Here is a 25,484-nt window from a genome sequence, read left to right as displayed (position 1 = left end):
TCGTCGTCTCTCCCGGGCTCAGCGGGCCCGGCGCCGGTCCAGGAACTCGGTCATCCGCCGGTGCTTCTCCTCGTCCTCGAAGAGCACGGCCTGGCTCAGCAGGTCGAGCTGCGGGTGCGCGGCCGCCGGGGCGTCCACCGCCATCTTGGTCAGCCGCAGCGCCAGCGCGGAACCCTTCGCCATCTCGTCGAGCAGGCCGTGCGCGGTGGGCAGCAGTTCCTCCGGATCGGCCACCACCCGGTTCACCAGCCCGATCCGCAGCGCCTCCTCGGCGTCCACCCGCCGGCCGGTGAACAGCAGCTCCTTGGCCCGCGCCTCACCGATCAGCGCCGGCAGCCGGTAGGTCGCGCCCGCACCGGCCAGGATGCCCAGCCGCACCTCGGGCTGGCCGAACACCGCGCGGTCCGTGCACACCCGGAGATCGCAGGCGTACGTCAGCTCGGCGCCGCCGCCCAGCGCCGGCCCGTCGACTGCCGCCACGGTGGGCATCGGCAGTGCCCGGATGCGGGCGAAGACGCCCTGGTTGATGGCGGCCAGCGCGTCCAGCCGGCCGCGCTCGCGGAGCTGGGCGATGTCGGCGCCCCCGGCGAAGATGCCCGCCGTCCCGCCGGTGAGCAGCAGCAGCCGGGGACGCGCCTCCAGGTCGGCGCAGACCGCGTGCAGCTCGCCCACCAGGTCGGCGTCGATGGCGTTGCGCTTCTCCGGCCGGTCCAGGGTGACCACGAGCCGGTCCGGCAGCTCCTCGATCCGCAGCCCGCTCATTTCTTCTGGCCGTCCTTCCACGTGTAGAAGCCCTGCCCCGACTTCTTGCCCAGCTTCCCGGCGGCCACCATCTCGACGAGCAGCGGCGGTGGCGCGAAGCGGTCGCCGTACGCGGCCTGGAGCGTGCGCGCGATGTCGAGCCGTACGTCCAGCCCGACCAGGTCGGTCAGCTCCAGCGGGCCGATCGGGTGCCGGTAGCCGAGCACCATCGCCTTGTCGATGTCGGCCGGGCCGGCCACCTCGTCGGCCACCATCCGGATCGCCTCCAGCCCGAGCGTGACACCGAGGCGGGAGGTGGCGAAGCCGGGCATGTCGCGTACGACGACGGGGTCCTTGCCCAGCCGGGCGGCGAGCGCGACGGCCGCCTCGGTCGTGGCCGGCGCGGTGGCCGGGCCGACCACGACCTCGAGCAGCGCCATCGCCCACACCGGATTGAAGAAGTGCAACCCGACGAAGCCGGCGGGCCGGTCCAGCCCGGCGGCCAGTTCGGCGATCGGGATGCTGGACGTGTTGCTGCCCAGCAACGCGGGCCGGCGGCTCTCCGCCTCGCGCAGGACGGCACGCTTGAGGTCGAGCCGCTCGGGCACCGCCTCCACGATCACGTCGGCGCCCTCGGTCACCTCGGCGAGCCCGGCCCGGAGCGTGACGCGCTCACGGTTGGCGGTGGCGGCCTCCTCGGTCAGCTTGCCGCGCTGCACGCCCCGGTCCCACAGCTCCCCGAGCCGGCGCACGGCCTCGGCGCCCCGGGCGGGGTCGACCTCGACCAGTTCGACCGCGTACCCGGCGCCGGCCGCCACGTACGCGATGCCGAGGCCCATGGTGCCGGCCCCGACGACCACAAAACGACCACTCATCGGTGTCCCCTCGCCGCGGCGGGGGCGCGCGGGGTCTCCGCCGCCGGGCCCGTCCGCTCGCTCGTTCCTGCATGCGACCCTATGCAGGGCCGGGCCGCCGGTATGCGTGGGGGCGGAGCGGACGGGGTAAGGACGGCCGTCAACGCCGAAGGAAGGAACGAGATGAGCCAGGCACCGGAGAGCGCGGAGAACACCGAGACGGTCGAGACCCGCGGCGACGAGCGGGTGGACCTGCTCCGCGCGGACACCAACAACGACGGCAAGACCGACGTGTGGGTGGTGGACACCGACGGCGACGGCAAGGCCGACCTGTTCCAGTTCGACACCGACGGTGACGGCAAGGTGGACATCACCATGGTGGACATCGACGAGGACGGCACGCCGGACGAGGTGGTCGACGGCGACGGCGGGCTGCCCCCGGAGCAGACCACCCCCACCGTCCAGGTCTGAGCATGTAAGGAAGGGCCCCTTATTAACGCCTAGGCGCTTGAAAGGGGCCCTTCCTAACGCCGCAGCTCCAGAGTGGCGAGGTAGTAGGGGTGGTCGGTGTCGTCCACGTCGGCCAGTCGCCACGGTGAACCGTGGACCAGCTCGGCGAACTCCTCCGGCGAGCAGACCAGGTAGTCGAACCAGTCGGTGCCGAGCAGCCGGTAGCGCAGCCGCAGCCGCAGTTGCCCGCCGATCCGGCCCCGCTGCCGGTTGCGCTCGTGGTAGGCGGTGTGCACCGGGTCGGTGGTCCCGTACGGGTCGGTGCCGTGGGCGATCACCCGCGCGCCGGGGCGGGCCAGCGCGGCGAGCGCCGCGAGCATCGCCGGGGCGCGTTCCCGCCCCTCGAACAGTCCGAGGTTGTTGCCGAGCAGCAGGAACGTGTCGTACCGGTGGCCGTCGGGGGCGTGCTCGTCGACGGTGCCGTGCACCAGGTCGCGTACGCCCCGGTGCCGGCTGACCCGCAGCGCGCCGAGCGAGGTGTCCAGCCCGGTGACCGGTACGCCCCGCTCCTGGAGGTGCAGCGCGATCCGGCCGGCGCCGACGCCGATGTCGAGCACGTGCCCGCGTACCCGGTCCACGGCCCGGTGGTCGTGCGGCTGCCACCGCTGCGGCGGGTCCAGGTAGTGCCCGGCGGGTGCGCCGTTGATCAGCCCGTCGTCGCGCTCGATGATCTCGATGACCGGGCGCGGGAGGCGGCCGCCGGCCATCGGGCGCGGGCCGATCCCGGTGGCGACCGCGTACGCGTCGCGGATCATCTCGCCGAACACGTCGCCGATCTCGGGTTCCCCGGTCATGAGAGCACGCTATCCGGCGGTCGGCGGCACCCTGACCGCCGTATCCTTGGCGGCGTGACCGACCTGGACCGCCTGGCTGCGGAGAAGTACGTCCTGCTCACCACGTTCCGCAAGGACGGCCGGGCGGTGCCGACTCCGGTGTGGGCGGTACGCGACGGCGACGGGCTCGCGGTCTGGACGGTGGCCGACTCCGGGAAGGTGAAGCGCATCCGGCGCGACGGCCGGGTCACTGTGGCGCCGTGCGACGTGCGCGGCCGGCCGCACGGTGAGGCGGTGCCGGGCCACGCGACGATCGCCGACCCGGAGAGCACGAACCGGGTCCGGACGCTGCTCAAGCGGAAGTACCGGCTGATCGGGCGGCTGAGCCTGCTGGGCAGCCGGCTGCGCCGGGGCGAGCGCGGCACGGTCGGGCTGCGGATCGTGCTGGACTGATCCGCCCTCGACACGATCAAACCCGGACGCGATCAAGGGCGGCGCCGTGACGGCACCGCCCTTGATCGGAACGCCGGAGAACGCCGGTTCGTCAGTCTCCCTGGCGCTGCTGGGGGATCTGCCCCTGCAGCAGGGCCCGAACCTCCGACTCGCGGTAGCGGCGGTGACCGCCGAGGGTCCGGATGGCGCTGAGCTTGCCAGCCTTGGCCCACCGGGTCACCGTCTTCGGGTCGACACGGAACATCGACGCCACCTCGGCCGGTGTGAGTAGCGGCTCAGGTTCGTGCGTTCGCGATGCCATCGGGGTCACTCCTCCACATGTATAGACATCGGCCGGGGTCCCGCCGGCCGACGCGTCTCCCATGGTCCGGCTAGTCCCCGATGTCCGACATGGGCCGAACGGCTGAAGGTCGCTAGACGGACGGATGAACCATGCCCGATTTTTACGACTTTTATGCCGCAGAAAGTACCTTATTCGGACTCATGATCACGGTTCGTGACGCATCAGCTACGAGACACTCTCGTGTCCAAGACCACTTAGCAGGGCAAACCGGACGTCAGTTGCACCGTTCGAGCAGCTGCACCGCGCGCCAGCGGGCGACCAGCTTGTCGTACGCGGCGGACGCCTCCTCGGCCTCGCCCCGGCCCAGTCCGGACAGTCCGGCGGCCACCAGATCGGTCGAGTCGTCGGCTTCGAGCGTCTCGTCCGGCAGCAGCTGCACCAGGCCGCCGTAGTCCAGTTCGACCACCGAACGCGGGTGGAACTCCTCCAGCCACCGGGCCGCCTCCTCGACCGCCTCGGTGATCGGTGCCTCGCCGATCGACTTGCGCAGCACCGACAGCGCCCGGGACGCGCGACGCCGCGCCTTGGAGATCTCGGTGCGGTAGCGCAGCGCCCGCCGCCCCGGATCGGTGACCAGGTGCCGCTCGCCGGCCTCGAACAGCACGAACCAGCGCAGCGGCACGCCCCAGGTGGCGATCTGCTCGTGCACCCGGGGCACCCCGTGCTCCAGCACCCGGGCACCGCTGCGCCAGTCCTCCACCACGGCCTTGGCCTGCCCGGCGAGCACCGGTGGCACGAACGCGTCGGCAAGCACCGAGGGCACGCCGTCGCGGGCGCTCAGCGCCGCCTCGGCGACCCGGATACGCAGGTTCCACGGGCAGACCAGCAGCGCGTCGTCGGACTCCAGGACGTACGCCTCGTCGGGCAGGTCGGGTAACCGGGTCCAGCCGGCGCCGAGCGCCTCGATCACCGTGGTCCGCTGCCGCACCGGCCCCTCCAGCGGAGCGATCGCACGGCCCTCGCTGACGTACCGGCGCCAGTACGACTGCCGATCCCGGTCGAAGGCGGTCAGCGGCTCGTACACGCGCAGGTATGAAGCGAAGAGCGACGGCACGGCGCGATCCTCCCACGAGACGGGACCGCCCGTCGCCGCCCTCGGGCCCGTGGCGTGACATGCGCGACAGTACGGTTCGGGCCGATATTAGGCTCTACGACACCGGCAGCATCCCGCCGGCGTGCCACCCGGGTTCCGCGCCCCACAAGGGCGCACACCGACACAGGAGTCAGCCATGGGCGTATTCGCCAGTACCGACGACCCCGTCTCCACGGGGCATGAGCAGGTCGTGTTCTGCCAGGACAAGCAGTCCGGCCTGAAGGCGATCATCGGGATCTACTCGACCGCGCTGGGCCCCGCGCTCGGCGGCACCCGGTTCTACCCGTACGCCAGCGAGGCCGAGGCCCTCGCCGACGTGCTCGACCTCTCGCGCGGCATGGCCTACAAGAACGCCCTGGCGAACCTCGACCTCGGTGGCGGCAAGGCGGTCATCTGGGGTGACCCCGACCAGATCAAGAGCGAGGCGCTGCTGCGCGCGTACGGCCGCTTCGTCGAGTCGCTCAACGGCCGCTACTACACCGCCTGCGACGTGGGTACCTACGTGGCGGACATGGACGTGATCGCCCGGGAGACCCGCTACGTGACCGGCCGCAGCGTGGAGCACGGCGGCGCGGGCGACTCCTCGATCCTCACCGCCTGGGGCGTGTTCCAGGGCATGCGGGCCGCCGCCGAGCACGTCTGGGGCAGCCCGACGCTGGCCGGCCGCCGGGTCGGCGTGGCCGGGCTGGGCAAGGTCGGCAAGTACCTGACCGCCCACCTGCTCGACGACGGCGCCGAGGTCGTGGCGACCGACGTCAGCCCGCGCGCCCTGGAGTGGGCGCGCACCACCCACCCGCAGGTCACCCTGGTGGACGACACCGCGGCGCTCGTCGCCTCCGACATCGACGTGTACGCCCCGTGCGCGCTCGGCGGCGCGCTGAACGACGACACCGTGCCGGTGCTGCGGGCGAAGGTGGTCACCGGGGCGGCGAACAACCAGCTCGCCCACCCGGGCATCGAGAAGTTGCTCGCCGACCGGGGCATCCTCTACACGCCCGACTACGTGGTGAACGCCGGTGGCGTGATCCAGGTGGCCGACGAGATCGAGGGCTTCAACTTCGACCGCGCCAAGCTGCGCGCCACCCGGATCTTCGACACGACCCGGCAGATCCTCCAGCTCGCCGACGACGAGGGCGTGCCGCCGGCGGTCGCTGCGGACCGGCTCGCCGAGCGGCGGATGGCCGAGGTCGGCCGGCTGCGGACGATCCATCTGCGGTGAAGCTCACCTCCGGGGGCGGGGCGACGCTCCTCCCCCGGAGGCGGTGCGCGTTAAGCTGATCCTCGGGCTTGTTCGTACCGGTATGTCCGGTGTCACGGCCAGCCCCGGGGGTTACCCCTTACCCGGTACACTTTGTGACAGCTGGACCACCGCGACGCGCAGGTCCGGTCGACGGTGACCCGAGGTGCCGAACGATGGCATCCCCATGTACCGTAAGAGCCACGAGAGATGCCTGACGTCATCGGGGCCCGCCTTCGGGCTGCCCCGCATTCTGTGCGAGGGGGTCGAGCCATGGGGCGCGGCCGTGCTAAGGCCAAGCAGACGAAGGTGGCCCGGGAGTTGAAGTACCACTCCCCGAACACCGACCTAACCGCCTTGCAGCGCGAACTGGCGGGTAGTGGAAAGTCTGAGCACAACTTCGACGACGACTACAAAGAGTATGTCGACGACGATGACGAGGACCACGCGGACGACGACCCGGACACCTGGGCTCGTCCGACCCGCTGACCTCCGGTCACATCTGAGCACGCGGTAACCCCCGCGTGCTCACGCATGTGCTCTGCTGAGCCGGCGTACGACCGACGATCAGGGACCTGCCGGCGCTCCGGGGCGCCCCCGCTCCGACGCGCCGGCAGGTCCTTGATCGCGGAACCGTCCCCTCAGCGCGGCCGGTTGTTCCAGTTGTAGAACGTCGGGATGTTCTCGAAGTGGTTCCACGCGCAGACCGCGTCGGCGCCGTCACCGCCCGACACCTCCGCCCGCAGCAGCCGTGCCGCCTCCGCCTCGTGGAGCAGAGCGGTAAGCCCCGCAGCGGCGTCCCGCACCCGGTCGGCGACCGCCTCCCGGTCGGTGTCACTGATGGTCTCGGGCATGCTCCAACACTCCCTCCAGTAGGCGGATCTTGCTGTTGCGGCAGTGCTCGGTCTCCGTACCGTCGAAACGCCCCAGCTCGAAGTAACGGTTGGCGGCGTGCCCACCGCCGCAGAACCCGAAGTACGCGCAGGACGCCCGGCACGCCTCCACGCCGGTGAGGAACTCGCCCACCCACGGCGTACCGGCCGCGCCGGCGAGGATCTCCCCCAGCGGCGTGGTGAGCACGTTCCCGCTGGCGAAGTCGCCGTACCGGGGGTCGGTGAAACCGGCCAGCTCCGGCGAGAGCACCACCACCGAGCCGTCGTGCCCGACCGTCGGGATCGGGTCGAGGCTGCGCGGCAGCAGGTCGTCGGCGGTGCCGGCCAGCACCGCGCCCGCGTACCGCAGCGACCACTCCACCTCGCGCAGGTGGATCCGGGGATCCCGGCGCCAGGCCGCCACCAGCTCGGCCCAGAACCCGGTGACCGCGCCCTCGTCGCGCGCGTTCGTCCGGGTGTTGACGCCCTCGGTCTCCTCGATGTTGACGCCGAGCACGTCGCAGCCCAGGTCGAGGAAGTAGTCGTACAGCTCGGTCGCCAGGCCCGGCTCCGGCCGCGACACCACCGCGAGCGCCGAGAACGGCAGGCCGTGGCGGCGCAGCGCCGCCACACCCGCCACGATCCGGTCGTACGCGGGCCGCCCGCCCCGGGTGACCCGCTCGCCGTTGCGCGCCCGCGGCCCGTCCACGCTGACGCTGACCCGCACCCGGTGCTCGGCGAAGAACGCGCACCACGCGTCGTCGATCAGCGTGGCGTTGGTCTGCACGTGGTGCTCGACGTCGGGCCCGAACGGCGCCAGCAGCGCGGCCAGATGCTCCCGGCCGGCAGCGAGCGGCTCGCCCCCGTGCCAGACCACGGAGAAGCGACCGCCCGCCGCCCACGGGTTCACCGACGCCGCCACCGCCTCGGCGACGGCCACCGGCATCCGCCTGTCGGCCGCCCGGAAGGGGAGGTAGCAGTAGGCGCAGTCGAGGTTGCACAGGGTCGTCGGCTGCATCACCACGTACGACGGGACGGCGGCGATGCCCCGCATCCCTTCGGGCGTGCGCGCAGCCATCAGCACCTCCCCCGCCTGCCTGAAAACCGAACCTCCAGGCTAGGCCGCGGCGGCCGCTCGGGTGAACCCCCGATCACGTGCCCGGCCGATAGGCACAGGGTGATCAGCCTCGGGTGTGCTGTCCGACCATCTGCACGTTGCCGGACCCCTCGATGATCTCGCCCGCCTGCCAGGCGTCCACGCCCCGGCCGGTCAGGGTGGCCAGCGCGCGGTCGGCGTCCTCTGCGGAGACGATGGCGAACATGCCGACGCCCATGTTGAACGTGGCCTCCATCTCCGGGTCCTCGATCCGGCCCTTGGACTGGATCAGGTCGAAGATCGGCTGCGGCTTCCAGGTGGAGCGGTTGACCACGGCGTCGACGTGCTCGGGCAGCACCCGGACCAGGTTGCCGGGGATGCCGCCGCCGGTGACGTGGGCCAGCGCCCGCACCTCGGCCTCGGCGATCAGCTTGAGGCAGTCCTGGGCGTAGATCTTGGTCGGGGTGAGCAGCTCCTCGCCGAGCGTCCGCTGGCGGCCGAAGTCGTCGATCACCACGTCCAGCCGCATCCGGCCGGCGCCGAGCAGCACGTGCCGGACCAGGGAGTAGCCGTTGGAGTGCAGGCCGGACGAGCGCATGGCGATCACCACGTCGCCCACCTCGACCCGCTCCGGGCTGAGGATCTCGCTCTCCTCCACCACGCCGACGCCGGTGGCGGAGATGTCGTACTCGTCGGGGCGCAGCACGCCCGGGTGCTCGGCGGTCTCGCCACCCAGCAGCGCGCAGCCGGCGTACCGGCAGCCGTCCGCGATGCCGGCGCCGATCTCGGCGACCTTGTCCGGTACGACCTCGCCGGTGGCGATGTAGTCGAGCAGGAACAGCGGCTCGGCGCCGCAGGCCACCAGGTCGTCGACGACCATGGCGACCAGGTCGATGCCGACCGTGTCGTGGATGTCGAGCTGCTGGGCGATCACCAGCTTGGTGCCCACGCCGTCGGTCGAGGACGCCAGGATCGGATTCTTGTACTTCTTCGTGTCCAGCCGGAAGAGGCCGGCGAAGCCGCCCAGGTCACCCATGACCTCGGGACGCCGGGTCTCCTTGACCTTGGACTTGAGCAGCTCGACAGCGCGGTCGCCCGCCTCGATCGACACCCCGGCGTCGGCGTACGAGACCGAGCGTTTGCGCTGCGTCCGGCTGGACCCCGCCGACCAGGGCTGGCGGTCGCCGCCGGCGCCCGTCGGGCTGGATCCTGCGCCGCTGCGCTCGGACACGTGCGTCACGGTTCTCCCCTTTGTGGTTCCCGCGAGCCCGGAGCGGCCGGACCCGCGTCGGTGGTGCTACGGGTGGTGGGTCGGTGTGGCGACGAGCGGACCGGTCGGCCCGGCCGCCTCGGCGGCGACCCGGCGTCCCACTCCTTCGAGCACGTGCTTGCCGATCAGGTTCCCGGCCGGCAGTTCGATCGGGTACTCCCCATCGAAGCACGCCCGGCAGAGCCGGCTCTTCGGCTGCTCGGTCGCGGCGATGAGACCGGGAAGCGATACGTAACCGAGCGAGTCGGCGCCGATGGACCGCCGGATGCCGTCGTTGTCGAGCCCGTTCGCGAGCAGCTCGGCACGGGTGGCGAAATCGATGCCGTAGAAACAGGGCCAGCTCACCGGCGGCGACGAGATCCGGACGTGGACCTCCAGCGCGCCCGCCTCGCGCAGCAGCCGGACGATCGCCCGCTGGGTGGTGCCCCGCACGATCGAGTCGTCCACCACGACCAGGCGCTTGCCGCGGACGTTCTGCCGCAGCGGGTTCAGCTTCAGCCGGACGCCGAGCGCGCGCAGCGTCTGCGAGGGCTGGATGAACGTGCGCCCGACGTACGGGTTCTTCATCAGGCCCTGGCCGTAGGTGATGCCGGATTCCTCGGCGTAGCCGATCGCGGCCGGCGTGCCGGACTCCGGCACCGGGATCACCAGGTCGGCCTCGACCGGGTGCTCCTTGGCGAGCTGGCGGCCGATCTGCACCCGCGCGGCGTGCACGTTGCGACCGGCGATGGTGGCGTCCGGCCGGGCGATGTACACGTACTCGAAGAGGCAGCCCTTGGGCTCGGGCGAGGCGAACCGGCTGGACCGCAGCCCGTTCTCGTCGATGGCGATCAGCTCGCCCGGCTCGACCTCGCGCACCACGCTCGCGCCGACGATGTCCAGCGCGGCGGTCTCGCTCGCCACCACCCAGCCGCGTTCGAGCCGGCCGAGCACCAGCGGGCGTACGCCGTGCGCGTCGCGCGCCGCGTAGAGCGTCGACTCGTCCATGAAGACGAAGCTGAACGCGCCGCGCAGCTGCGGCAGCACCTCCAGCGCGGCCGCCTCGACCGACAGGTCGGGCCGGCTCGCCAGCAGCATGGTGACCAGCGAGGTGTCGTTCGTCGAGCCGTCCGAGTCGAGCCCCCGCACGGCGGCCTCGCGCTGCAACTCGGCGGTGTTGACCAGGTTGCCGTTGTGCGCCAGCGCGATTGTGGTGCCGGCGGTCGTGGCACGGATGGTGGGCTGGGCGTTCTCCCAGGTCGAGCCGCCGGTGGTGGAGTAGCGCGCGTGCCCGATCGCGACGTGGCCGCGCAGGCTCGCCAGCGTCGGCTCGTCGAACACCTGGGCGACCAGGCCGAGGTCCTTGTAGACCACGACACCGGAGCCGTCACTCACCGCGATGCCCGCGGCCTCCTGACCGCGGTGCTGGAGGGCGTAGAGCCCGAAGTAGGTGAGGTTGGCGACCTCTTCACCCGGCGCCCAGACGCCGAAGACGCCGCACGCGTCCTGTGGGCCGGGTCGCTGGGGGTCAAGGTCGTGGCTCAGCCGGCCATCGCCTCGGGGCACCTGCCGCTCCCTCGCAGTGGGGTCTGGACTGGCCTGGCGGAGTCAGGGGGGCAGCTCCGCACGCATGGGCCGGGACCGTCGTCGGCTCTCAGTGTACGCGACCAGCAGTCGACACCGACAGTCACGAAGTCTCCGCTCAGCGTGAGCAGGGTTTACGCTGCCCGACGCCTAAATCGGGAGGTACGGGGAGAGGTCAGCCCGGTTTCCGGAAACCCGGATGCGACCCTCAGTGACCGTTTCCGCCCATCCCCGGCGCCCGGTGGCGATCGCCAGCCAGGTAGCCGGATCCATCTCGACCACGTTCGGCGGCGTACCGCGGGTGTGTCGTGGACCACTCACACACTGGACCGCACCGTAGGGTGGGACGCGCACCTCCACCGATCGGCCGGGGGCGCGATCCGCGAGGGCAGCCAAGAGGGTCCGGACCGCCTCCCGGAGCACCGGCCGTTCGGGCGTACGCCCCTCGTCCAGCGCCGCCAGGGCGGCGAGTACCGCTTCGGAATAAGCGTGCGGAGAGGACACGACGGGACGATACGACCCGGCAGAAGGCCGCCCGACGGCGGCCCTGGGTAGAGATGATCCGGTCAGACAAGGCATAGTTGCCGACGGCGTTATTCGTACCGTGAGTGATCAACCTCGGCCGAACGGCCGGCGGGGCGATCAGACCCGGAAGGCGGTGGACGTGTCAACACACCGACGTGCCTGGAAGCAGCGGGCCGGTGTGGTCGTAGCGCTGGTCTTCGGCGCCCTGCTCACCGTCCCCGCAGCTCCCGCCTTCGCGGAGAACCCGGGCGTGCAGATCACCAGCCTGCAGACAGAAACCTTGTCCAGCGGTCAATCGACGCCCATGAAGTTCACCGTCACGAACAACAACGAAACGGCGAGCGTCTTCAGCGTCAACGTCGATGTATTCGACGGGCTGAGGTGTCAGGGTCAGTGTCGGGTGCCGGCGCAGTCCATTCCCGCTAAGGGAAGCGCAGAATTCAACGTCACGCTGACCGCCGACAACCTTGCACCGGGTGCTAACAAGTCCGGGCAGGTCCGGGTTTCCGCACGAGCCGGCGGTGACCAGGGTGGCGACTCGCGCAACATGACCGTGAACGGTCCGGAGGCGCCGCAGCAGCCGCAGACCGTCAAGACGGTGTCCGGCAAGGTGGTAAACGCCGACGGCGATCCGATCGAGGGCGCCCTCGTCATGCTCCGCGACAGCGCGGGCAAGGAACGCCGCACCAACACCAGCGGCAACGGCAACTTCAGCTTCAGCGGCTCCGAGTCCAACCCGATCGCACCGGGCCGGATCGATCTCGGCGCCTCCACCGACGGCGCCTCGCCGGTCGCCCGGTCGATAAACGCGAATGCCGGCCAGTCGGTGACCGGTGTCCGGCTCAGCATCCAGCTGAAGGCGTCGGCGAGCCCGAGCGCCACCCCGTCGGCGAGTGAGTCCGCCCCGCCGTCCGAGGAGCCGCTCGACGAGGAGGCGACCGACACCCCGTCGGCCGAGGCGCCCGCCGCGCAGCAGCCGGCCGCGAACGAGGACTCCGGTGGCTTCGGCTCCTGGCTGCTCATCCTGCTCGGCGGCCTGTTCGTCGCCGTCGGCGTGGGCACCATCGTGCTGCTCTACATGCGCCGCAAGAACGAGGGCGACGACGGTGACGGCGACGGTCCGGGTGGCCCGTCCGGTCCGGGTGGGCCCGGCGCGGCCGGTGCGATCCCGGCGGCCCGGGGCGCTTACCACGGCACCGACGACCAGACCCGCGTGGTGAACGGTATGAGCGCCGGTCCGGCCGCGACGATGGTCGGCGGCCCCTCGATCAGCGACGCCCCCACCATGCTCCAGCGGCCGGTCGTGGACGACGTCCCGCCGGACCCGTACGGCGCACCGCCCGGCCCGGCGTACGGCGCAGGCGGCGGCCAGGGCGGCTACGGCTACGGCGAGGACGCATCGGGCCAGGGCGGTTACGGCGGCGCGGGCGGATACGGCAACGCGCCCTCCTCGGGCGGCGGCTACGGCAACGGCCCGTCCTCCGGTGCCGGCTACGGCAACGGCCCCTCCTCCGGTGCCGGCTACGGCAGCCCGGACAACGCCGCAGGCGCGGCGGCTGGCGCGGCCGGATACGCGGCCCAGGGCGGCGGCTACGGCAACGAGCGCTTCGACGAGCCCACCGGTCGCTACACCGGTGACAGCACGCAGTACGCGCCGGCGGCCGACCCGTACCCGACCAGCACCTACCAGCCGGAGCAGGACCGCGGCGGCTACGACCAGGCCGGCTCGGCCCCGTACGGCCGTGGCGCGGAGCAGGGCGACGGTTACGGTGCGGCCGGTGGCTACGGCGGCGCCGCGTCGGGCGGCTACGACAACGGTGCGACCGGCGGCTACGACAGCACGCGCCAGCAGGGCGGATACGGCGAGCCGACCGGCGCCTACGGCAACGCCGCTGGTAGTGGCTACGGCGACAACCCGACCGGCGGGTACGGTGACGCCCCGGGCTACGGCGGCGGTCGCGCGGCGGGCGGCGGCTACGGCGACGCGCCGACCGGCGGGTACGACAACGCCCCCGCAGGCGGCTACGGCGACGCCCCGGCCGGCGGCTACGACAGCACCCGGCAGCAGGGCGGATACGGCGACGCGCCAGCGGGCGGCTACGACAACCCCGGTGGCTACGACAGCCGGTCCCAGGGCGGCTACGACAGCGGCGCGACCGGTGGCTACGACAGCACCCGCCCGCAGGGCGGATACGGCGACGCGCCGAACGGTGGCTACGGCAACGCCGGTGGCGGTTACGACGGTGGTCACCAGTCCGGCGGCTACGGCCAGCAGGGCGGCGGGTACGGCGACGGCTACGGTCAGGCCCCGCAGGGTGGTTACGGCCAGCAGGGCGGTTACGGCCAGGAGCCGCCGCAGCAGCGCGGGGGCGGCTACGACAACGGATACCCCAACGACCCGGCGCAGGCGGGTCGCGCCCGCCCGGACGGTCCGGCGGACCGGAGCGGGCGACGCCTCGACTGGCTGGACGACTGACAGGCATCGGATGTGAGAACTGTGGCCGCCCGCGAACAGCGGGCGGCCACAGTCGTCAGCGGGCCCCGCAGGACGGGAGTTGGAAGCGTGCTCAGGCGGGGGCGAAGTAGCCCTGGCGGAGCACCGGCACCACGTCGGAGACGCCCACCTCGGTCGCGACCGTGACGTCCTCGGCGAAGCCGCCCTCGGCGAGTTCCCGCCCGGAGACGCAGCCCCGGACCGCCGCCGGCACGTCCGGCGTGCTCGCCAGCGCGGCGAGCGCCATCGCTGCCTCCACCGAGAGCCCGCCCGGCACCCCGGCGAGCGCGTCGAGCACGCATGCCGCACCGAGCTGGTCCTCCACGCACGGCCGGAGCGACCCGTCGGGCCAGCGTTCCCCGGCCGCCACCACGCCCACGGGTGCGTCCTTCGAGCCGTACCCCTCGGCCAGGAGCCAGCGCCCGACGGCGGGTGCGTTACGCAGGCACGCCGCGACCACCGGCACTCCGGTGGCGCTGGCCGCGGCGCTGATCGCCGAGCCGTTCGGTGACGGCAGCACCAGGTCGGCGACGACCGGCGCGGCCCGCAGCGCCGCCGGGGACAGCGACCACTGGTGCTCCGCCGTCGTCTTCCGGCGGCCCACGGCGGCCACGGCACCCACCCGGCGCGCGTAGTCGGCGGCCTGCTCACCCCACGGGAACGGGTGCACCCGCATGCCGCGGCTGACCGCCACCTCCACGGCGGTGGTGAACGACAAGACGTCCACCACCACCAGGGCGGCACAGACCCGGCCGAGTTCCGCCGCTCCGGTCAGTCCCCAGTCGAACCGGGCACCGGAGCCGGGTTGGGCGAAGACGGCCAAGGCCAGCGCCTCAGCGCTGACCCGGCGCCGGCTCACCGGGAGCCGGACCGTCGGACCCGTCGGCGGGCGCCGACTCGTCCTGGTCCGGGGTTCCGTCGACTGCCGGCCTCGCCGTACCGCCGGCCGGCTCGGCCTCGTCGGACGCCGCAGCGGGCGCCTCGGGCTCCGCCGCGGCGGCGGGTGCGGACGCCTCGGCGTCGACCTCCGGGGTGTCCCGGCCGGCCTTGGCGATCGGCTCGGCGTCGACAGCGGCCGGGTCCACGCCGACCGGCTGCTCGGCGGTGGCCGGAAGCACAGTGGTGGTCCCGGTACGGGTCGCCTCCACCTCCACCCGGGCCGCCTCAGCGGCGCCGAACAGACGCGGGAGCGTACCGGTGTGCGCCTCGCGCAGCTCGTCCAGGCCGATCCGGAACTGGCCGTGCACCTCCAGCGCGCCGGAGGCCGGGTCGGTGACGCCGATGAACTCCCACGGCACGCCGCGCTCGGCGCACAGGGCGGTGAACGCCTTCTCGTGGCCGCGCGGCACCGACACCAGCACGCGGCCGGCGGACTCGCTGAACAGGAAGACGAACGGCATCGAGCCACCGGCGAAGTGCTCCGGCACCACGACCCGGGCGCCCACGCCACGGCGCAGGGCCGACTCGACGAGGCTCTGCGCCAGACCGCCGTCGGACAGGTCGTGGGCGGAGCTGAGGTGCCCGACCCGGGCCGCCTCGGCCATCAGCTCGGCGAGCTGCCGCTCACGGGCCAGGTCGACCTGCGGCGGGATGCCGCCCAGGTGCTCGTGCGTCACCCAGGCCCACTCCGAGCCGGACAGCTCGACGTGCGTCTCGCCCAGCAGGAACAGCTGGTCGTGGTCGCCGGCCGGACGCGGCACGAAGCCCATCGGCACCCGGTCGGCGACGTCGTCGAGCACGCCCAGCACGCCGACCACCGGGGTCGGGTGGATGGCGGCGGCGCCGGTCTGGTTGTAGAAGCTGACGTTGCCGCCGGTCACCGGGATGCCCAGCTCCAGGCAGCCGTCCGCCAGGCCGCGCACGGCCTCGGCGAACTGCCACATCACGCCCGGGTCCTCCGGCGAGCCGAAGTTCAGGCAGTTGGTCACGGCGATCGGCTTCGCGCCGGTCACCGCCACGTTCCGGTACGCCTCGGCCAGCGCCAGCTTCGTCCCGTGGTACGGGTCGAGGCGGGCGTACCGGCCGTTGCCGTCGACCGAGAGCGCGACACCGAGGCCGCTGCGCTCGTCGATCCGGATCACGCCGGAGTCCTCCGGCTGGGCGAGCACGGTGTTGCCGAGCACGTACCTGTCGTACTGCTCGGTCACCCAGGTCTTGTCGGCCAGGTTCGGCGACGCGATCATGCGCAGCACGGTCTCCCGGAGCGCCTCCGGGGTGCTCGGCCGGGGCAGCGTCTCGGCGCGGTCGGCCTGGAGCAGGATCAGGTCGGCCGGCTCGCGCATCGGCCGGGCGTACACCGGGCCGTCGTCGACGAGCGAGCCCGGCGGCACGTCCACCACGAGCTGGTCGCGCCAGGTGATGACCAGGCGGCCTGGCTGGCCGTCCGCCGACGGCGCGGTGACCTCGCCGATGGCGGTGGCCCAGACGCCCCACTTCTCGGCGGTCTTCAGCACGGCGTCGAGCTTGTCCGGCGAGACGACGAGCAGCATCCGCTCCTGGGACTCGCTGGCCAGGATCTCGTGCGGCTCCATCGACGGCTCGCGCAGCGGCACGCGCTCCAGCCAGACCCGCATGCCGGTGCCGGCGGAGGCGGCCGTCTCGGTGAGGGCGCAGGTCAGGCCGGCGCCGCCGAGGTCCTGGATGCCGACGACCAGTTCGGCGTCGTACAGCTCCAGGCACGCCTCGATGAGCAGCTTCTCCATGAAGGGGTCGCCCACCTGCACGGACGGGCGGCGCTGCTCACTGCCCTCGTCGAAGGTGGCGCTGGCGAGCACGGACACGCCGCCGATGCCGTCGCGGCCGGTCTTGGCGCCCATCAGCACCACGATGTTGCCGGGGCCGGTGGCGTCCTTCTTCTGCAGCCGGTCGACCGGCAGCACGCCCAGGCAGAGCGCGTTGACGAGCGGGTTGCCCTGGTAGCAGGGGTCGAAGACGACCTCGCCGCCGATGTTGGGCAGGCCCAGGCAGTTGCCGTAGCCGCCGACGCCGGCGACCACGCCCGGCAGCACCCGGGCGGTGTCCGGGTGGTCGGCCGCGCCGAAGCGCAGCGGGTCCATCACGGCGACCGGGCGGGCGCCCATGGCGAGGATGTCGCGGACGATGCCGCCGACGCCGGTCGCCGCGCCCTGGTACGGCTCGACGAAGCTCGGGTGGTTGTGCGACTCGACCTTGAAGGTCACCGCCAGCTCGTCGGAGACCCGGACCACGCCGGCGTTCTCGCCGATGCCGGCGAGCAGCCGGTCACTCGGCGGCGCCTTCTCGCCGAACTGGCGCAGGTGCACCTTGCTCGACTTGTAGGAGCAGTGCTCGCTCCACATGATCGAGTACATGGCCAGCTCGGCCTGGGTGGGCCGGCGGCCGAGGATGTGCCGGATCCGGTCGTACTCGTCGTCGCGGAGGCCCAGCTCGGCGTACGGCTGAAGCTCCTCCGGCGAGTCGGCGGCCCGGGGAACGGTGTCCACGCCCAGCGCCCAGTCGTCGTTCGGGCCGGCCTGCGGCACCACGCCCTGCGCCTCGCGCAGGGCCGGGTCCGGATGGGTGGTCATGACGTCTCCTTGCTGCGCTCGCCGCCGGTGCGGCAGGTGAGCCGACCGATGTTCCCGGCCACCATCACGCCGGCGCTCCCACCAGGTGCTTGAGCACCGAGGTGAAGAAGCCGAGGCCGTCCAGGGAGGGGCCGGTGAGCGCCTCCACCGCGTGCTCGGGGTGCGGCATGATGCCGACGACGTTGCCGGCCTCGTTGGTGATCGCCGCGATGTCGCGCTGCGATCCGTTGGGGTTGCCGCCGAGGTAGCGGGCGACGACGCGGCCCTCGCCCTCCAGCCGGTCGAGCGTCGCGGGGTCGGCGACGTAGCACCCCTCGCCGTTCTTGACCGGGATGAGCACCTCCTGGCCCGGCTGGAACGCGTTCGTCCAGGCGGTGCCGGTGCTCTCGATCCGCAGGACCTGGTCCCGGTTGCGGAAGTGCAGGTGCTGGTTGCGGGTGAGCGCCCCGGGCAACAGATGGGCCTCGCAGAGGATCTGGAAGCCGTTGCAGATGCCGAGCACCGGCAGGCCACCGCGCGCGGCCTGGACGATCGTCTCCATCACCGGTGCGAACCGGGCGATGGCGCCGCAGCGCAGGTAGTCGCCGTAGGAGAAGCCGCCGGGCAGGACGACGGCGTCCACCCCGTGCAGGTCCGGGTCGCCGTGCCAGAGCCGGACCGCCTCGGCGCCGGCGATCCGTACGGCCCGGGCCGCGTCCCCGTCGTCGAGCGAGCCGGGGAAGGTGACCACACCGACCCGGGCGGTCACGACTGCGCGCCCGCGGTCTCGTCGGCGGTGACCACGCGGACGGTGAAGTCCTCGATGACCGGGTTGGCCAGCAGCTTGTCGGCGATCTCCCGGGCCCGGTCCAGGTCCGGTTCGCCGGTGAACTCGATCTCGATCCGCCTGCCGATCCGAACCGAGGCGACGTCACTGACGCCGAGGCGGGGCAGCGCGTTTGCGACGGCCTGGCCCTGCGGATCGAGGATCTCGGGCTTGAGCATGACGTCGACGACGACGCGAGGCACTGGGCACTCCTGACTGTGTACGCAGTTGGGTGCCGGCCCAACAATCGGGCGAGCGCAGCCAGCCTACCTGGCAGATACCGCCCGGCCCGCACCGGCCGGGGGCAGTTCCGGCACTGATCGACCCCGTCGGCGGCACCGGACGGGCACCGTTGCCCGTTCGTTGCGGCGTCGATGCGAATTCGTTGCGCTGCGTGCTCGCCAGAGCCCTTCGACAACGCCTCTCAGCAGGCATTCTGCCGCGAAACACCCCACCTTGGACCGGTATCCGACAGCACCCCCGCACGGCACGCGGCGCGCGTCACTCCATCGGTGTGATTCGATCCGCACCTTGTGACAGAGGGCGTCACGGCCGTAGCATGCATCGTCAGATGTCGATGAGTGAGATCGATGTCCCTCGCCGGCCCACCCCACCCGGCGGGTGTCACCCCCTGCCCGGCAACCCCGGGCGTCCGCGCAGAAGGAGCCCCGACATGCGCCTCCGTCCCCTGCTCGCCGTGCTGACCACCGCGCTGGCCGGCGTCCTGGTCACCGCCTCCGGCGCCACCGCCGCGCCGGCCGGCCCTCAGCCGATCATCGGCGGCGGCACCGTCTCGTCGGCGCCGTGGGCCGCCGCCGTCTTCAGCAACGGCTCGTTCACCTGCTCCGGCAGCGTGATCGCGCCCCAGTGGGTGCTCACCGCCCGGCACTGCGTCAGCGGCACCATGTCCGTCCGGGTCGGCAGCGTCTACTACGCCTCGGGCGGCGTGACCCGCACCGTGAGCGCCTCCTACACCCGCTACGACCTGGCCCTGCTCCGCCTGTCCAGCACGGTCAGCACCTCCGCCGTCTCGCTCGCCAGCAGCAACCCGCCGGTCGGCTCGACGAACACGATCTACGGCTGGGGCATGACCTGCTACAGCGGTTGCGGCGCGTCGCCCCAGCTCAAGACCGCGAGCGTACGGGTGACCAGCACCAGCGTCACCGACGCGTACGGCGGCCAGGCGATCCGGAGCACCCGGGTCAACGGCAACGCGTGGCGGGGCGACTCGGGCGGCCCGCAGTTCTACAACGGCCGGCAGGTCGGCGTCGCCTCCACCGCCGACGGCCAGAGCATCCAGAACTACGGCAGTGTTGCGTACAACCGGGCCTGGATCACCTCGACGGCCGGTGTCTGACGGTTGATGCCGATGCGGCGCGGATCGGTCGGGTGCGGCCCGACCGTCCGCGCCGCGCCGTTTTTCAGCATCCGATCAGCTGAACACGGCTCGCGAACCACCCGGCCGAGGACTGACAGCATCGGAAGTGTGCTGGTCGTGACGACGGATCAACTGCCCGGCTACGAGATCCGCCAGATCCTCGGCGAAGTGGTCTCCTCGATGGCGAGGACCCGTAACCCGTACCGCGAGGGGGTCAAGAACCTGCGTGGTGGCGCCTACGACCCGATGGCGCCGGACAACCTGACCCGGTGGCGTACCGACTCGGTGGCCCGCCTCGGCGAGGAGGCGCGCCGCCTGGGCGCGAACGCGGTGATCGGCATGCGCTTCGACAGCCGGGACTGCGGCGAGATGTGGATGGAGATCTGCGCGTACGGCACTGCGGTGATCGTCGCGCCGAAGATGCCTGACGTCATGCCGCCGGACCAGCCGGCGATCGCGGCCGAGACCGCCCACGACCCGGAGATCGCCTCCGCCCCCGGCGGCATCGCCGAACCCGCGTCCGCCCCCAACCTGAGTTCCGCGGCCGAAACCCCCACCGGCCCCTGACCGCCCCTGACCGGCGCTGCCTGCCGCCTCCGCCTGCCGCCTCCGCCCCGTCGATCATGAAGTTGACGGCAGGAATGATCTCCTTGGGTGCCGCCAACTTCATGATCGACCGGAAAAGAGGTCAGAGGATGGGGGGCGGGGAGTAGGTGGCGGCCTCGGGGTGGGTCTCGACGATCTTGGTGATCCTTGCGGTCACCCGAGTGACCTGGTCGGCGGCGGCGCCCACGAAGGCGTTACGGTCGGCGACCAGCGTGTCGATCTCGGCCCGGGTCAGGGTCAGCCGGCCGTCGGCGGCCAGGCGGTCGAACAGGTCGTTCTCGGCCGCGCCCTTCTCCCGCATCGCCAGCGCCACGGCGACCGCGTGCTCCTTGATCACCTCGTGCGCGACCTCCCGGCCCACACCCCGGCGTACCGCCGCCACCAGGATCTTCGTGGTGGCGAGGAACGGCAGGAAACGCTCCAGCTCCCGGTTGATCACCGCCGGGTACGGGCCGAACTCGTCCAGCACGGTGAGGAACGTCTGGAACAGCCCGTCCGCGGCGAAGAAGGCGTCAGGCAGCGCGACCCGGCGCACCACCGAGCAGGAGACGTCCCCCTCGTTCCACTGGTCACCGGCCAGCTCGCCGACCATCGACAGGTAACCCCGGATGATCACCGCGAAGCCGTTCACCCGCTCCGACGAGCGCGTGTTCATCTTGTGCGGCATCGCGCTGGACCCGACCTGGCCCGGCTTGAAACCCTCGGTGACCAGTTCCTGGCCCACCATGAGCCGGATCGTGGTCGCCAGCGACGACGGCGCGGCGGCCACCTGGGCCAGCGCGGCGACGACAGCCATGTCGATCGAACGCGGGTAGACCTGGCCGACGCTGTCCAGCACCCGGCTGAACCCCAGATGCTCGGCCACCCGGCGCTCCAGCTCGGCCACCTTGCCGGCGTCGCCGTCGAACAGGTCGAGCTGGTCGGCGGCGGTGCCCACCGGCCCCTTGATCCCGCGCAGCGGGAACCAGCCGATCAGGTCCTCCAGCCGCTCGTACGCGATGAGCAGCTCCTCCGCCGCCGACGCGAAGCGCTTGCCCAGCGTGGTGGCCTGCGCGGCGACGTTGTGCGACCGGCCGGTCATCACCAGCGCCGAGTACTCGCCCGCGTGCCGGCCCAGCCGGACCAGGGTGGCGACCACCCGGTCCCGGATCAGCTCCAGCGAGGCGCGGATCTGGAGCTGCTCGACGTTCTCGGTGAGGTCGCGGGAGGTCATCCCCTTGTGCACGTGCTCGTGCCCGGCGAGCGCGCTGAACTCCTCGATCCGGGCCTTCACGTCGTGCCGGGTGACCCGCTCCCGCGCCGCGATCGAGGCCAGGTCGACCTGGTCGACCACCCGCTCGTACGCCTCGACCACCCCGTCGGGCACCGGCACGCCGAGATCACGCTGGGCCTTGAGCACCGCCAGCCAGAGCCGGCGCTCCATCCGGACCTTCTCCTCCGGCGACCAGAGGGCGACCAGTTCGGGCGAGGCGTACCGGTTGGCGAGCACGTTCGGGATCGTCGTCACGTACCTCAGTCTTTCATGAGGCCCGGGCCGGTCCCGGCGACGCCGGTACCCGATCCAGCACAACCGGTTGCTCGATGACCGCGTCCGATACGTCCTCAAGGGCTACGCGGACCCGACAAGTCGCGGATCATGTTCTCCGGCCCCAATCAGGGCCTTCACTCCTCGACCGAGGTTCACATGCACAGACCTCTTCTCGCCGGGCTCACCACCACCGTGCTGACCGGCGGTTCCCTGCTGGCCCTCGCCGCGCCTGCCCAGGCGGCCGACACGACCACCATCTACGTCCGCCAGACGGCGACGGCCTGCTCAGACACCGGCCCCGGCACTCTGGCCGCACCGTTCTGCTCCATCAATCCGGCGGTGGCACGGGTCGAACCGGGCCAGACCGTCGACATCAGCCAGGGCAGCTACTCGGAGCGGGTCACCGTCGGCCGCTCCGGCACCCCCGAGCAGCCGATCACCATCGTCATCGACGGTACGGCCACGATCAACGGACCCACGGCCGGCGTCGTGGTGCACGGCCAGCACGACATCGTGCTCCAGAACATCCGGGTGGCCAAGACAACCGACGGTCCCGCCCTCGACCTCGCCAATGCCTCCGGGCTGACGGTGCAGGGCGGCAGCTTCCTTCCGGCGGACACGGCCACCGCACCGATCGTCCGGCTCACCGCCGTGAGCCGGACGACGCTGGCCCAGATCGTCGTCAAGGGCGCGGCGCCGGCCAGCGGCATCAGTATGGACGCGGCGACCACTGGTGTCGTCGTCCGCTCCGCCACCGTGGGCGGAACCTACACGGTCGCCGAGCCGAACGTCGGCATCCGGATCGACGGGCCGGGAAACACGATCCTGAACAGCACCGTCGGCGCGTTCACCAGCGCCGGGATCGCGATCGGCCCGGCAGCGGCGGACACCGTCGTGGCCAATACCCAGGTCCAGAGCGGGGCAGGACGGGGCATCCACGTCCGCGGGGCCGCCCGGACAGCGATCACCAACAATTACGTACGCGACCACTGCGGCGACGGCATCCGGGTGGACGGCGACGCCACCGGCGTCTCGGTGCAGAACAACATCATGACCTCGAACGGGATCACCACGCGTAGCTACTGCGACCCGGCGGAACCGCCCGGCGTGGAGGTCGGCCTCTTCGACGCCGCCGCCGGCAGCACCGTGGTGGACTACAACAACACCTACCACTACAGTTCGCCGTCCGACACGGCCTACTCATGGAACGGCACCCGGATGGGCGTGCAGGCGTTCCGGCTCGCGTCGGGGCAGGCCGCGCACGACCTGGACACGTCCTACGCCACCGAGGCGGAGGACTCGGCGAACTCCGCGGCCCCGGGCTTCCAGGCCACCGACCGCGCCGGCAACGCCCGTGCCGACAACCCGAACCGGCCCAACACCGGCGCCGGCCCGATGCCGTGGGCAGATCGTGGGGTGACCGAATATCTGGGCGCCCCGCGCGCCTGGGTCGAGACGAAGCTGGATCTCGGCACCCGCACCGTCACCGCCGACGCGTCCCTCTCTCTCCCCGGGTACCGGCCGATCTCCAGGTACGTCTTCGACTTCGGTGACGGCACGGTGGTCACCTCGGACAAGCCAGTCGCCTCGCACTCCTACGCGACCACCGGCGACTACACGGTCTCGGTGACGGTCTCCGGCTCCGACAACCGGACCGGCACCGCCACGCAGGGCATCAGCGTCCTGCGCCGTACCGGCACCATCGGTCTGCTCGCTCTCGTCAACCTGCGCTACACGTCCGCCACGGCGGGGCGGATCCTGACCGCCGACAAGGCCACGTTGGCCGCCGACGGGCAGTTCGACCTGGCCGATGCCGGCAACGGGCGCGTCGCCGTGCTGTCCCGCTCGGTCGGACGGTATCTGGTAAACAGCGGCGCCATCCTGCCGAACAGCCCGTCGGTCACGGACGAGCAGACCTTCGACCTGGTCACCAACGCGGACGGCACGATCAGTCTGCGCTGGAGCGGCCGGGCGTACGTGGGCGTCAACGGGAGCGCCGAGCTCGTCGCGAACGCCACCGCGATCGCTACCCGGGAGAAGTTCTACCGGGTCAACCTGGCCGACGCGAACCGCACCCTGAAGGCCGGCGCTAACGGGCAGTTCGTCAGCGCGGAGAGCGCCGGCGCGAAGCCGCTGATCGCGAACCGTGCCACCGCCGGGGCGTGGGAGCGGTTCGACGTGCTCGACCTGGGCAACGGCAAGGTCGCACTCCTCGCCCAGGCCAACGGCAAGGTCGTCTGCGCGGACGGCACCGGCACCAAGCCACTGATCGCCAACCGCACCAGCGCCGGCGCCTGGGAGACGTTCGTCCTGGTCCGCAACGCGGACGGCACGGTCAGCCTCAAGGCGACGATCAACAACCGCTACGTCAGCGCCGAGAGTGCGGGCGCCAAGCCGTTGATCGCCAACCGCACCACGATCGGCCCGTGGGAGAAGTTCACAGTCGGGGGCTGATGCCGGCACCGTCGAGACCCGCCCGGGAGCCACCCCGGGCGGGTCTCGTCGTCAGCGCTCCAGGATCGCTGTCACGCCCTGCCCGCCGGCGGCGCAGATGGAGATCAGGCCGCGCCCGCTCCCCTTCTGATCCAGCAGCTTGGCGAGCGTGGCGACGATCCGGCCACCGGTGGCGGCGAACGGGTGCCCGGCCGCCAGCGACGAGCCGTTGACGTTCAGCTTCTCCCTGTCGATCGAGCCGAGCGGGGCGTCCAGCCCGAGGCGCTCCTTGCAGAACTCCGGCGACTCCCAGGCCGCCAGCGTCGCCAGCACCTGGGAGGCGAACGCCTCGTGGATCTCGTAGAAGTCGAAGTCCTGGAGGCTCAGCCCGGCCCGGGCCAGCATCCGGGGCACCGCGTACGTGGGGGCCATCAGCAGGCCCTCGTCACCGTGCACGAAGTCGACGGCGGCGGTCTCGGACCAGGAGAACCAGGCGAGCACCGGCAGGTTGTGCGCCTTGGCCCACTCCTCGGACGCGAGCAGCACCGTCGACGCGCCGTCGGTGAGCGGCGAGGAGTTGCCGGCGGTCATGGTGGCCCGCTCGGCGTCCGCGCCGGAGGCGCCGAAGACCGGCTTGAGCGAGCCGAGCTTCTCCAGGCTGGTGTCCGGGCGCAGGTTCTGGTCGCGGGTCAGCCCCAGGTAGGGGGTCATCAGGTCGTCGAAGAACCCCTTGTCGTACGCGGCGGCGAGCCGCTGGTGCGAGCGCAGCGCGAGTTCGTCCTGTGCGGTCCGGTCGACGTTCCAGCGCAGCGCGGTGCGAGCCGCGTGCTCCCCCATGGACAGTCCGGTACGCGGCTCGGCGTTGCGCGGGATCTCCGGCTTGAACGGCTGGTGCGGGCGCAGCTTCGCCGCGATCTTGAGCCGTTCGCCGAGCGTACGGGCCGAGTTGAGCTGGAGCAGCGTGCGCCGCATGTCCTCGTTGACGGCGAGCGGCGCGTCCGAGGTGGTGTCGACGCCACCGGCGATGCCGGCCTCGATCTGCCCGAGGGCGATCTTGTTGGCGACCAGGATGGCCGCCTCCAGCCCGGTGCCGCAGGCCTGCTGGATGTCGTACGCGGGGGTGTGCGGGTCGAGCCGGGAGCCGAGCACCACCTCACGGGTGAGGTTGAAGTCGCGGGAGTGCTTGAGCACCGCGCCGGCCACGACCTCGCCGACCCGCTCGCCGGCCAGCCCGAAGCGGGCGACCAGCCCGTCGAGCGCCGCACCGAGCATGTCCGCGTTCGACGCGTGCGCGTAGCGCGAGTTGGACCGGGCGAAGGGGATGCGGTTGCCCCCGATGACCGCGACCCGCCGGACACTCTGCAC

At 72.0% G+C, this 25,484-nt stretch carries 24 protein-coding genes; 8 read left to right on the top strand and 16 right to left on the bottom strand.

The features are described 5' to 3' along the window. Positions 1–18 precede the first annotated feature (18 nt). Positions 19–762 carry an enoyl-CoA hydratase/isomerase family protein gene (locus tag NMK34_RS01045; protein WP_318331840.1) on the bottom strand — a complete coding sequence of 248 codons (744 nt, stop codon included), beginning with the start codon at positions 760–762 and terminating at the stop codon, positions 19–21. Next, positions 759–1,616, bottom strand: a complete 858-nt coding sequence (locus NMK34_RS01040; RefSeq protein ID WP_318331839.1) for a 3-hydroxyacyl-CoA dehydrogenase family protein — start codon at positions 1,614–1,616, stop codon at positions 759–761. Before NMK34_RS01040 ends, NMK34_RS01045 begins: the two co-directional genes overlap by 4 nt. A 162-nt stretch (positions 1,617–1,778) precedes the next feature. On the opposite strand from NMK34_RS01040, the gene NMK34_RS01035 reads away from it, so the two are divergent. Further along, positions 1,779–2,066: a hypothetical protein gene (locus tag NMK34_RS01035; RefSeq protein WP_043327533.1), complete on the top strand. Its 288-nt coding sequence runs from the start codon at positions 1,779–1,781 to the stop codon at positions 2,064–2,066. 53 nt (positions 2,067–2,119) lie between these two features. Here the strand turns inward: NMK34_RS01035 and NMK34_RS01030 are convergent, their stop codons facing one another. Beyond that, complete coding sequence (locus tag NMK34_RS01030) at positions 2,120–2,899, bottom strand: class I SAM-dependent methyltransferase (protein WP_318331838.1); 780 nt, start codon at positions 2,897–2,899, stop codon at positions 2,120–2,122. A gap of 54 nt (positions 2,900–2,953) precedes the next feature. Between NMK34_RS01030 and NMK34_RS01025 the strand changes: the two genes are divergently transcribed. Beyond that, positions 2,954–3,331 (top strand): PPOX class F420-dependent oxidoreductase, encoded by a 378-nt coding sequence (locus tag NMK34_RS01025; protein WP_135242754.1) that lies wholly within the window; start codon positions 2,954–2,956, stop codon positions 3,329–3,331. A 91-nt stretch (positions 3,332–3,422) separates the two neighbouring features. Here NMK34_RS01025 and NMK34_RS01020 read toward each other — a convergent pair whose 3' ends face one another. After that, positions 3,423–3,632, bottom strand: a complete 210-nt coding sequence (locus NMK34_RS01020) for a BldC family transcriptional regulator (protein WP_007073996.1) — start codon at positions 3,630–3,632, stop codon at positions 3,423–3,425. A gap of 256 nt (positions 3,633–3,888) precedes the next feature. Continuing rightward, positions 3,889–4,728 carry a hypothetical protein gene (locus tag NMK34_RS01015; RefSeq protein ID WP_318331837.1) on the bottom strand — a complete coding sequence of 280 codons (840 nt, stop codon included), beginning with the start codon at positions 4,726–4,728 and terminating at the stop codon, positions 3,889–3,891. Between the two features lie 175 nt (positions 4,729–4,903). Here NMK34_RS01015 and NMK34_RS01010 point away from each other — a divergent pair, with 175 nt between their 5' ends. Both NMK34_RS01010 and NMK34_RS01005 read left to right on the top strand, forming a co-directional pair. Next, positions 4,904–5,986 carry a Glu/Leu/Phe/Val dehydrogenase gene (locus NMK34_RS01010; protein ID WP_318331836.1) on the top strand — a complete coding sequence of 361 codons (1,083 nt, stop codon included), beginning with the start codon at positions 4,904–4,906 and terminating at the stop codon, positions 5,984–5,986. Positions 5,987–6,277: 291 nt separating this feature from the next. Further along, on the top strand, positions 6,278–6,493 hold the full coding sequence (locus NMK34_RS01005; protein ID WP_013283429.1) for a DUF3073 domain-containing protein: 216 nt from the start codon (positions 6,278–6,280) through the stop codon (positions 6,491–6,493). A 152-nt stretch (positions 6,494–6,645) separates the two neighbouring features. On the opposite strand, the gene amcA is transcribed toward NMK34_RS01005, so the two are convergent. From amcA to NMK34_RS00980, 5 genes are all read right to left on the bottom strand, one after another. Then, complete coding sequence (gene amcA, locus NMK34_RS01000) at positions 6,646–6,858, bottom strand: multiple cyclophane-containing RiPP AmcA (RefSeq protein ID WP_135242751.1); 213 nt, start codon at positions 6,856–6,858, stop codon at positions 6,646–6,648. Further along, on the bottom strand, positions 6,839–7,930 hold the full coding sequence (amcB, locus tag NMK34_RS00995) for a cyclophane-forming radical SAM peptide maturase AmcB (RefSeq protein WP_318336243.1): 1,092 nt from the start codon (positions 7,928–7,930) through the stop codon (positions 6,839–6,841). Before amcB ends, amcA begins: the two co-directional genes overlap by 20 nt. A 127-nt stretch (positions 7,931–8,057) precedes the next feature. After that, complete coding sequence (purM, locus tag NMK34_RS00990) at positions 8,058–9,212, bottom strand: phosphoribosylformylglycinamidine cyclo-ligase (protein WP_262015985.1); 1,155 nt, start codon at positions 9,210–9,212, stop codon at positions 8,058–8,060. A 57-nt stretch (positions 9,213–9,269) separates the two neighbouring features. Then, on the bottom strand, positions 9,270–10,787 hold the full coding sequence (purF, locus tag NMK34_RS00985) for an amidophosphoribosyltransferase (protein WP_013283425.1): 1,518 nt from the start codon (positions 10,785–10,787) through the stop codon (positions 9,270–9,272). 168 nt (positions 10,788–10,955) lie between these two features. Next, positions 10,956–11,309 carry a sterol carrier family protein gene (locus tag NMK34_RS00980; protein ID WP_318331835.1) on the bottom strand — a complete coding sequence of 118 codons (354 nt, stop codon included), beginning with the start codon at positions 11,307–11,309 and terminating at the stop codon, positions 10,956–10,958. Between the two features lie 568 nt (positions 11,310–11,877). Here NMK34_RS00980 and NMK34_RS00975 point away from each other — a divergent pair. Next, positions 11,878–13,806: a carboxypeptidase-like regulatory domain-containing protein gene (locus NMK34_RS00975; protein WP_318331834.1), complete on the top strand. Its 1,929-nt coding sequence runs from the start codon at positions 11,878–11,880 to the stop codon at positions 13,804–13,806. Between the two features lie 91 nt (positions 13,807–13,897). Here NMK34_RS00975 and NMK34_RS00970 read toward each other — a convergent pair whose 3' ends face one another. The 4 genes from NMK34_RS00970 to purS form a co-directional block, all read right to left on the bottom strand. Next, positions 13,898–14,647, bottom strand: a complete 750-nt coding sequence (locus NMK34_RS00970) for a 2-phosphosulfolactate phosphatase (protein WP_194802214.1) — start codon at positions 14,645–14,647, stop codon at positions 13,898–13,900. 10 nt (positions 14,648–14,657) lie between these two features. Further along, on the bottom strand, positions 14,658–17,369 hold the full coding sequence (gene purL / locus NMK34_RS00965; RefSeq protein ID WP_318331833.1) for a phosphoribosylformylglycinamidine synthase subunit PurL: 2,712 nt from the start codon (positions 17,367–17,369) through the stop codon (positions 14,658–14,660). A gap of 64 nt (positions 17,370–17,433) precedes the next feature. After that, on the bottom strand, positions 17,434–18,117 hold the full coding sequence (gene purQ, locus NMK34_RS00960) for a phosphoribosylformylglycinamidine synthase subunit PurQ (RefSeq protein WP_318331832.1): 684 nt from the start codon (positions 18,115–18,117) through the stop codon (positions 17,434–17,436). Beyond that, positions 18,114–18,377, bottom strand: coding sequence for a phosphoribosylformylglycinamidine synthase subunit PurS (gene purS, locus NMK34_RS00955; RefSeq protein ID WP_013473439.1), 264 nt, complete (start codon positions 18,375–18,377; stop codon positions 18,114–18,116). The genes purQ and purS overlap by 4 nt, the downstream gene beginning before the upstream one ends. A 470-nt stretch (positions 18,378–18,847) precedes the next feature. Here purS and NMK34_RS00950 point away from each other — a divergent pair, with 470 nt between their 5' ends. Then, entirely contained in the window at positions 18,848–19,531 is a 684-nt protein-coding gene (locus NMK34_RS00950) for a S1 family peptidase (RefSeq protein ID WP_318331831.1), read from the top strand. A 12-nt stretch (positions 19,532–19,543) separates the two neighbouring features. Further along, entirely contained in the window at positions 19,544–20,119 is a 576-nt protein-coding gene (locus NMK34_RS00945; RefSeq protein WP_209310384.1) for a YbjQ family protein, read from the top strand. A 121-nt stretch (positions 20,120–20,240) separates the two neighbouring features. Here the strand turns inward: NMK34_RS00945 and purB are convergent, their stop codons facing one another. Then, positions 20,241–21,665 carry an adenylosuccinate lyase gene (purB, locus tag NMK34_RS00940; protein WP_318331830.1) on the bottom strand — a complete coding sequence of 475 codons (1,425 nt, stop codon included), beginning with the start codon at positions 21,663–21,665 and terminating at the stop codon, positions 20,241–20,243. Between the two features lie 177 nt (positions 21,666–21,842). Here purB and NMK34_RS00935 point away from each other — a divergent pair, with 177 nt between their 5' ends. After that, positions 21,843–24,140: a PKD domain-containing protein gene (locus NMK34_RS00935; RefSeq protein WP_318331829.1), complete on the top strand. Its 2,298-nt coding sequence runs from the start codon at positions 21,843–21,845 to the stop codon at positions 24,138–24,140. 51 nt (positions 24,141–24,191) lie between these two features. On the opposite strand, the gene NMK34_RS00930 is transcribed toward NMK34_RS00935, so the two are convergent. Continuing rightward, positions 24,192–25,484, bottom strand: a complete 1,293-nt coding sequence (locus NMK34_RS00930) for an acetyl-CoA C-acetyltransferase (protein WP_318331828.1) — start codon at positions 25,482–25,484, stop codon at positions 24,192–24,194.

The sequence above is a fragment of the Micromonospora sp. BRA006-A genome (genome assembly GCF_033433935.1).
Taxonomy (GTDB): Bacteria; Actinomycetota; Actinomycetes; order Mycobacteriales; family Micromonosporaceae; genus Micromonospora; species Micromonospora aurantiaca.
This window is presented reverse-complemented; position numbering and strand designations above follow the sequence as displayed.

What these genes read in the sequence shown, in the direction of transcription:
- NMK34_RS01045 (WP_318331840.1), bottom strand. Translation starts at nt 762, where the DNA reads ATGAGCGGGCTGCGGATCGAGGAGCTGCCGGACCGGCTCGTGGTCACC.
- NMK34_RS01040 (WP_318331839.1), bottom strand. Translation starts at nt 1,616, where the DNA reads ATGAGTGGTCGTTTTGTGGTCGTCGGGGCCGGCACCATGGGCCTCGGC.
- NMK34_RS01035 (WP_043327533.1), top strand. Translation starts at nt 1,779, where the DNA reads ATGAGCCAGGCACCGGAGAGCGCGGAGAACACCGAGACGGTCGAGACC.
- NMK34_RS01030 (WP_318331838.1), bottom strand. Translation starts at nt 2,899, where the DNA reads ATGACCGGGGAACCCGAGATCGGCGACGTGTTCGGCGAGATGATCCGC.
- NMK34_RS01020 (WP_007073996.1), bottom strand. Translation starts at nt 3,632, where the DNA reads ATGGCATCGCGAACGCACGAACCTGAGCCGCTACTCACACCGGCCGAG.
- NMK34_RS01010 (WP_318331836.1), top strand. Translation starts at nt 4,904, where the DNA reads ATGGGCGTATTCGCCAGTACCGACGACCCCGTCTCCACGGGGCATGAG.
- NMK34_RS01005 (WP_013283429.1), top strand. Translation starts at nt 6,278, where the DNA reads ATGGGGCGCGGCCGTGCTAAGGCCAAGCAGACGAAGGTGGCCCGGGAG.
- amcA (WP_135242751.1), bottom strand. Translation starts at nt 6,858, where the DNA reads ATGCCCGAGACCATCAGTGACACCGACCGGGAGGCGGTCGCCGACCGG.
- amcB (WP_318336243.1), bottom strand. Translation starts at nt 7,930, where the DNA reads ATGCGGGGCATCGCCGCCGTCCCGTCGTACGTGGTGATGCAGCCGACG.
- NMK34_RS00975 (WP_318331834.1), top strand. Translation starts at nt 11,878, where the DNA reads ATGACCGTGAACGGTCCGGAGGCGCCGCAGCAGCCGCAGACCGTCAAG.
- purL (WP_318331833.1), bottom strand. Translation starts at nt 17,369, where the DNA reads ATGACCACCCATCCGGACCCGGCCCTGCGCGAGGCGCAGGGCGTGGTG.
- NMK34_RS00950 (WP_318331831.1), top strand. Translation starts at nt 18,848, where the DNA reads ATGCGCCTCCGTCCCCTGCTCGCCGTGCTGACCACCGCGCTGGCCGGC.
- NMK34_RS00945 (WP_209310384.1), top strand. Translation starts at nt 19,544, where the DNA reads ATGCGGCGCGGATCGGTCGGGTGCGGCCCGACCGTCCGCGCCGCGCCG.
- NMK34_RS00935 (WP_318331829.1), top strand. Translation starts at nt 21,843, where the DNA reads ATGCACAGACCTCTTCTCGCCGGGCTCACCACCACCGTGCTGACCGGC.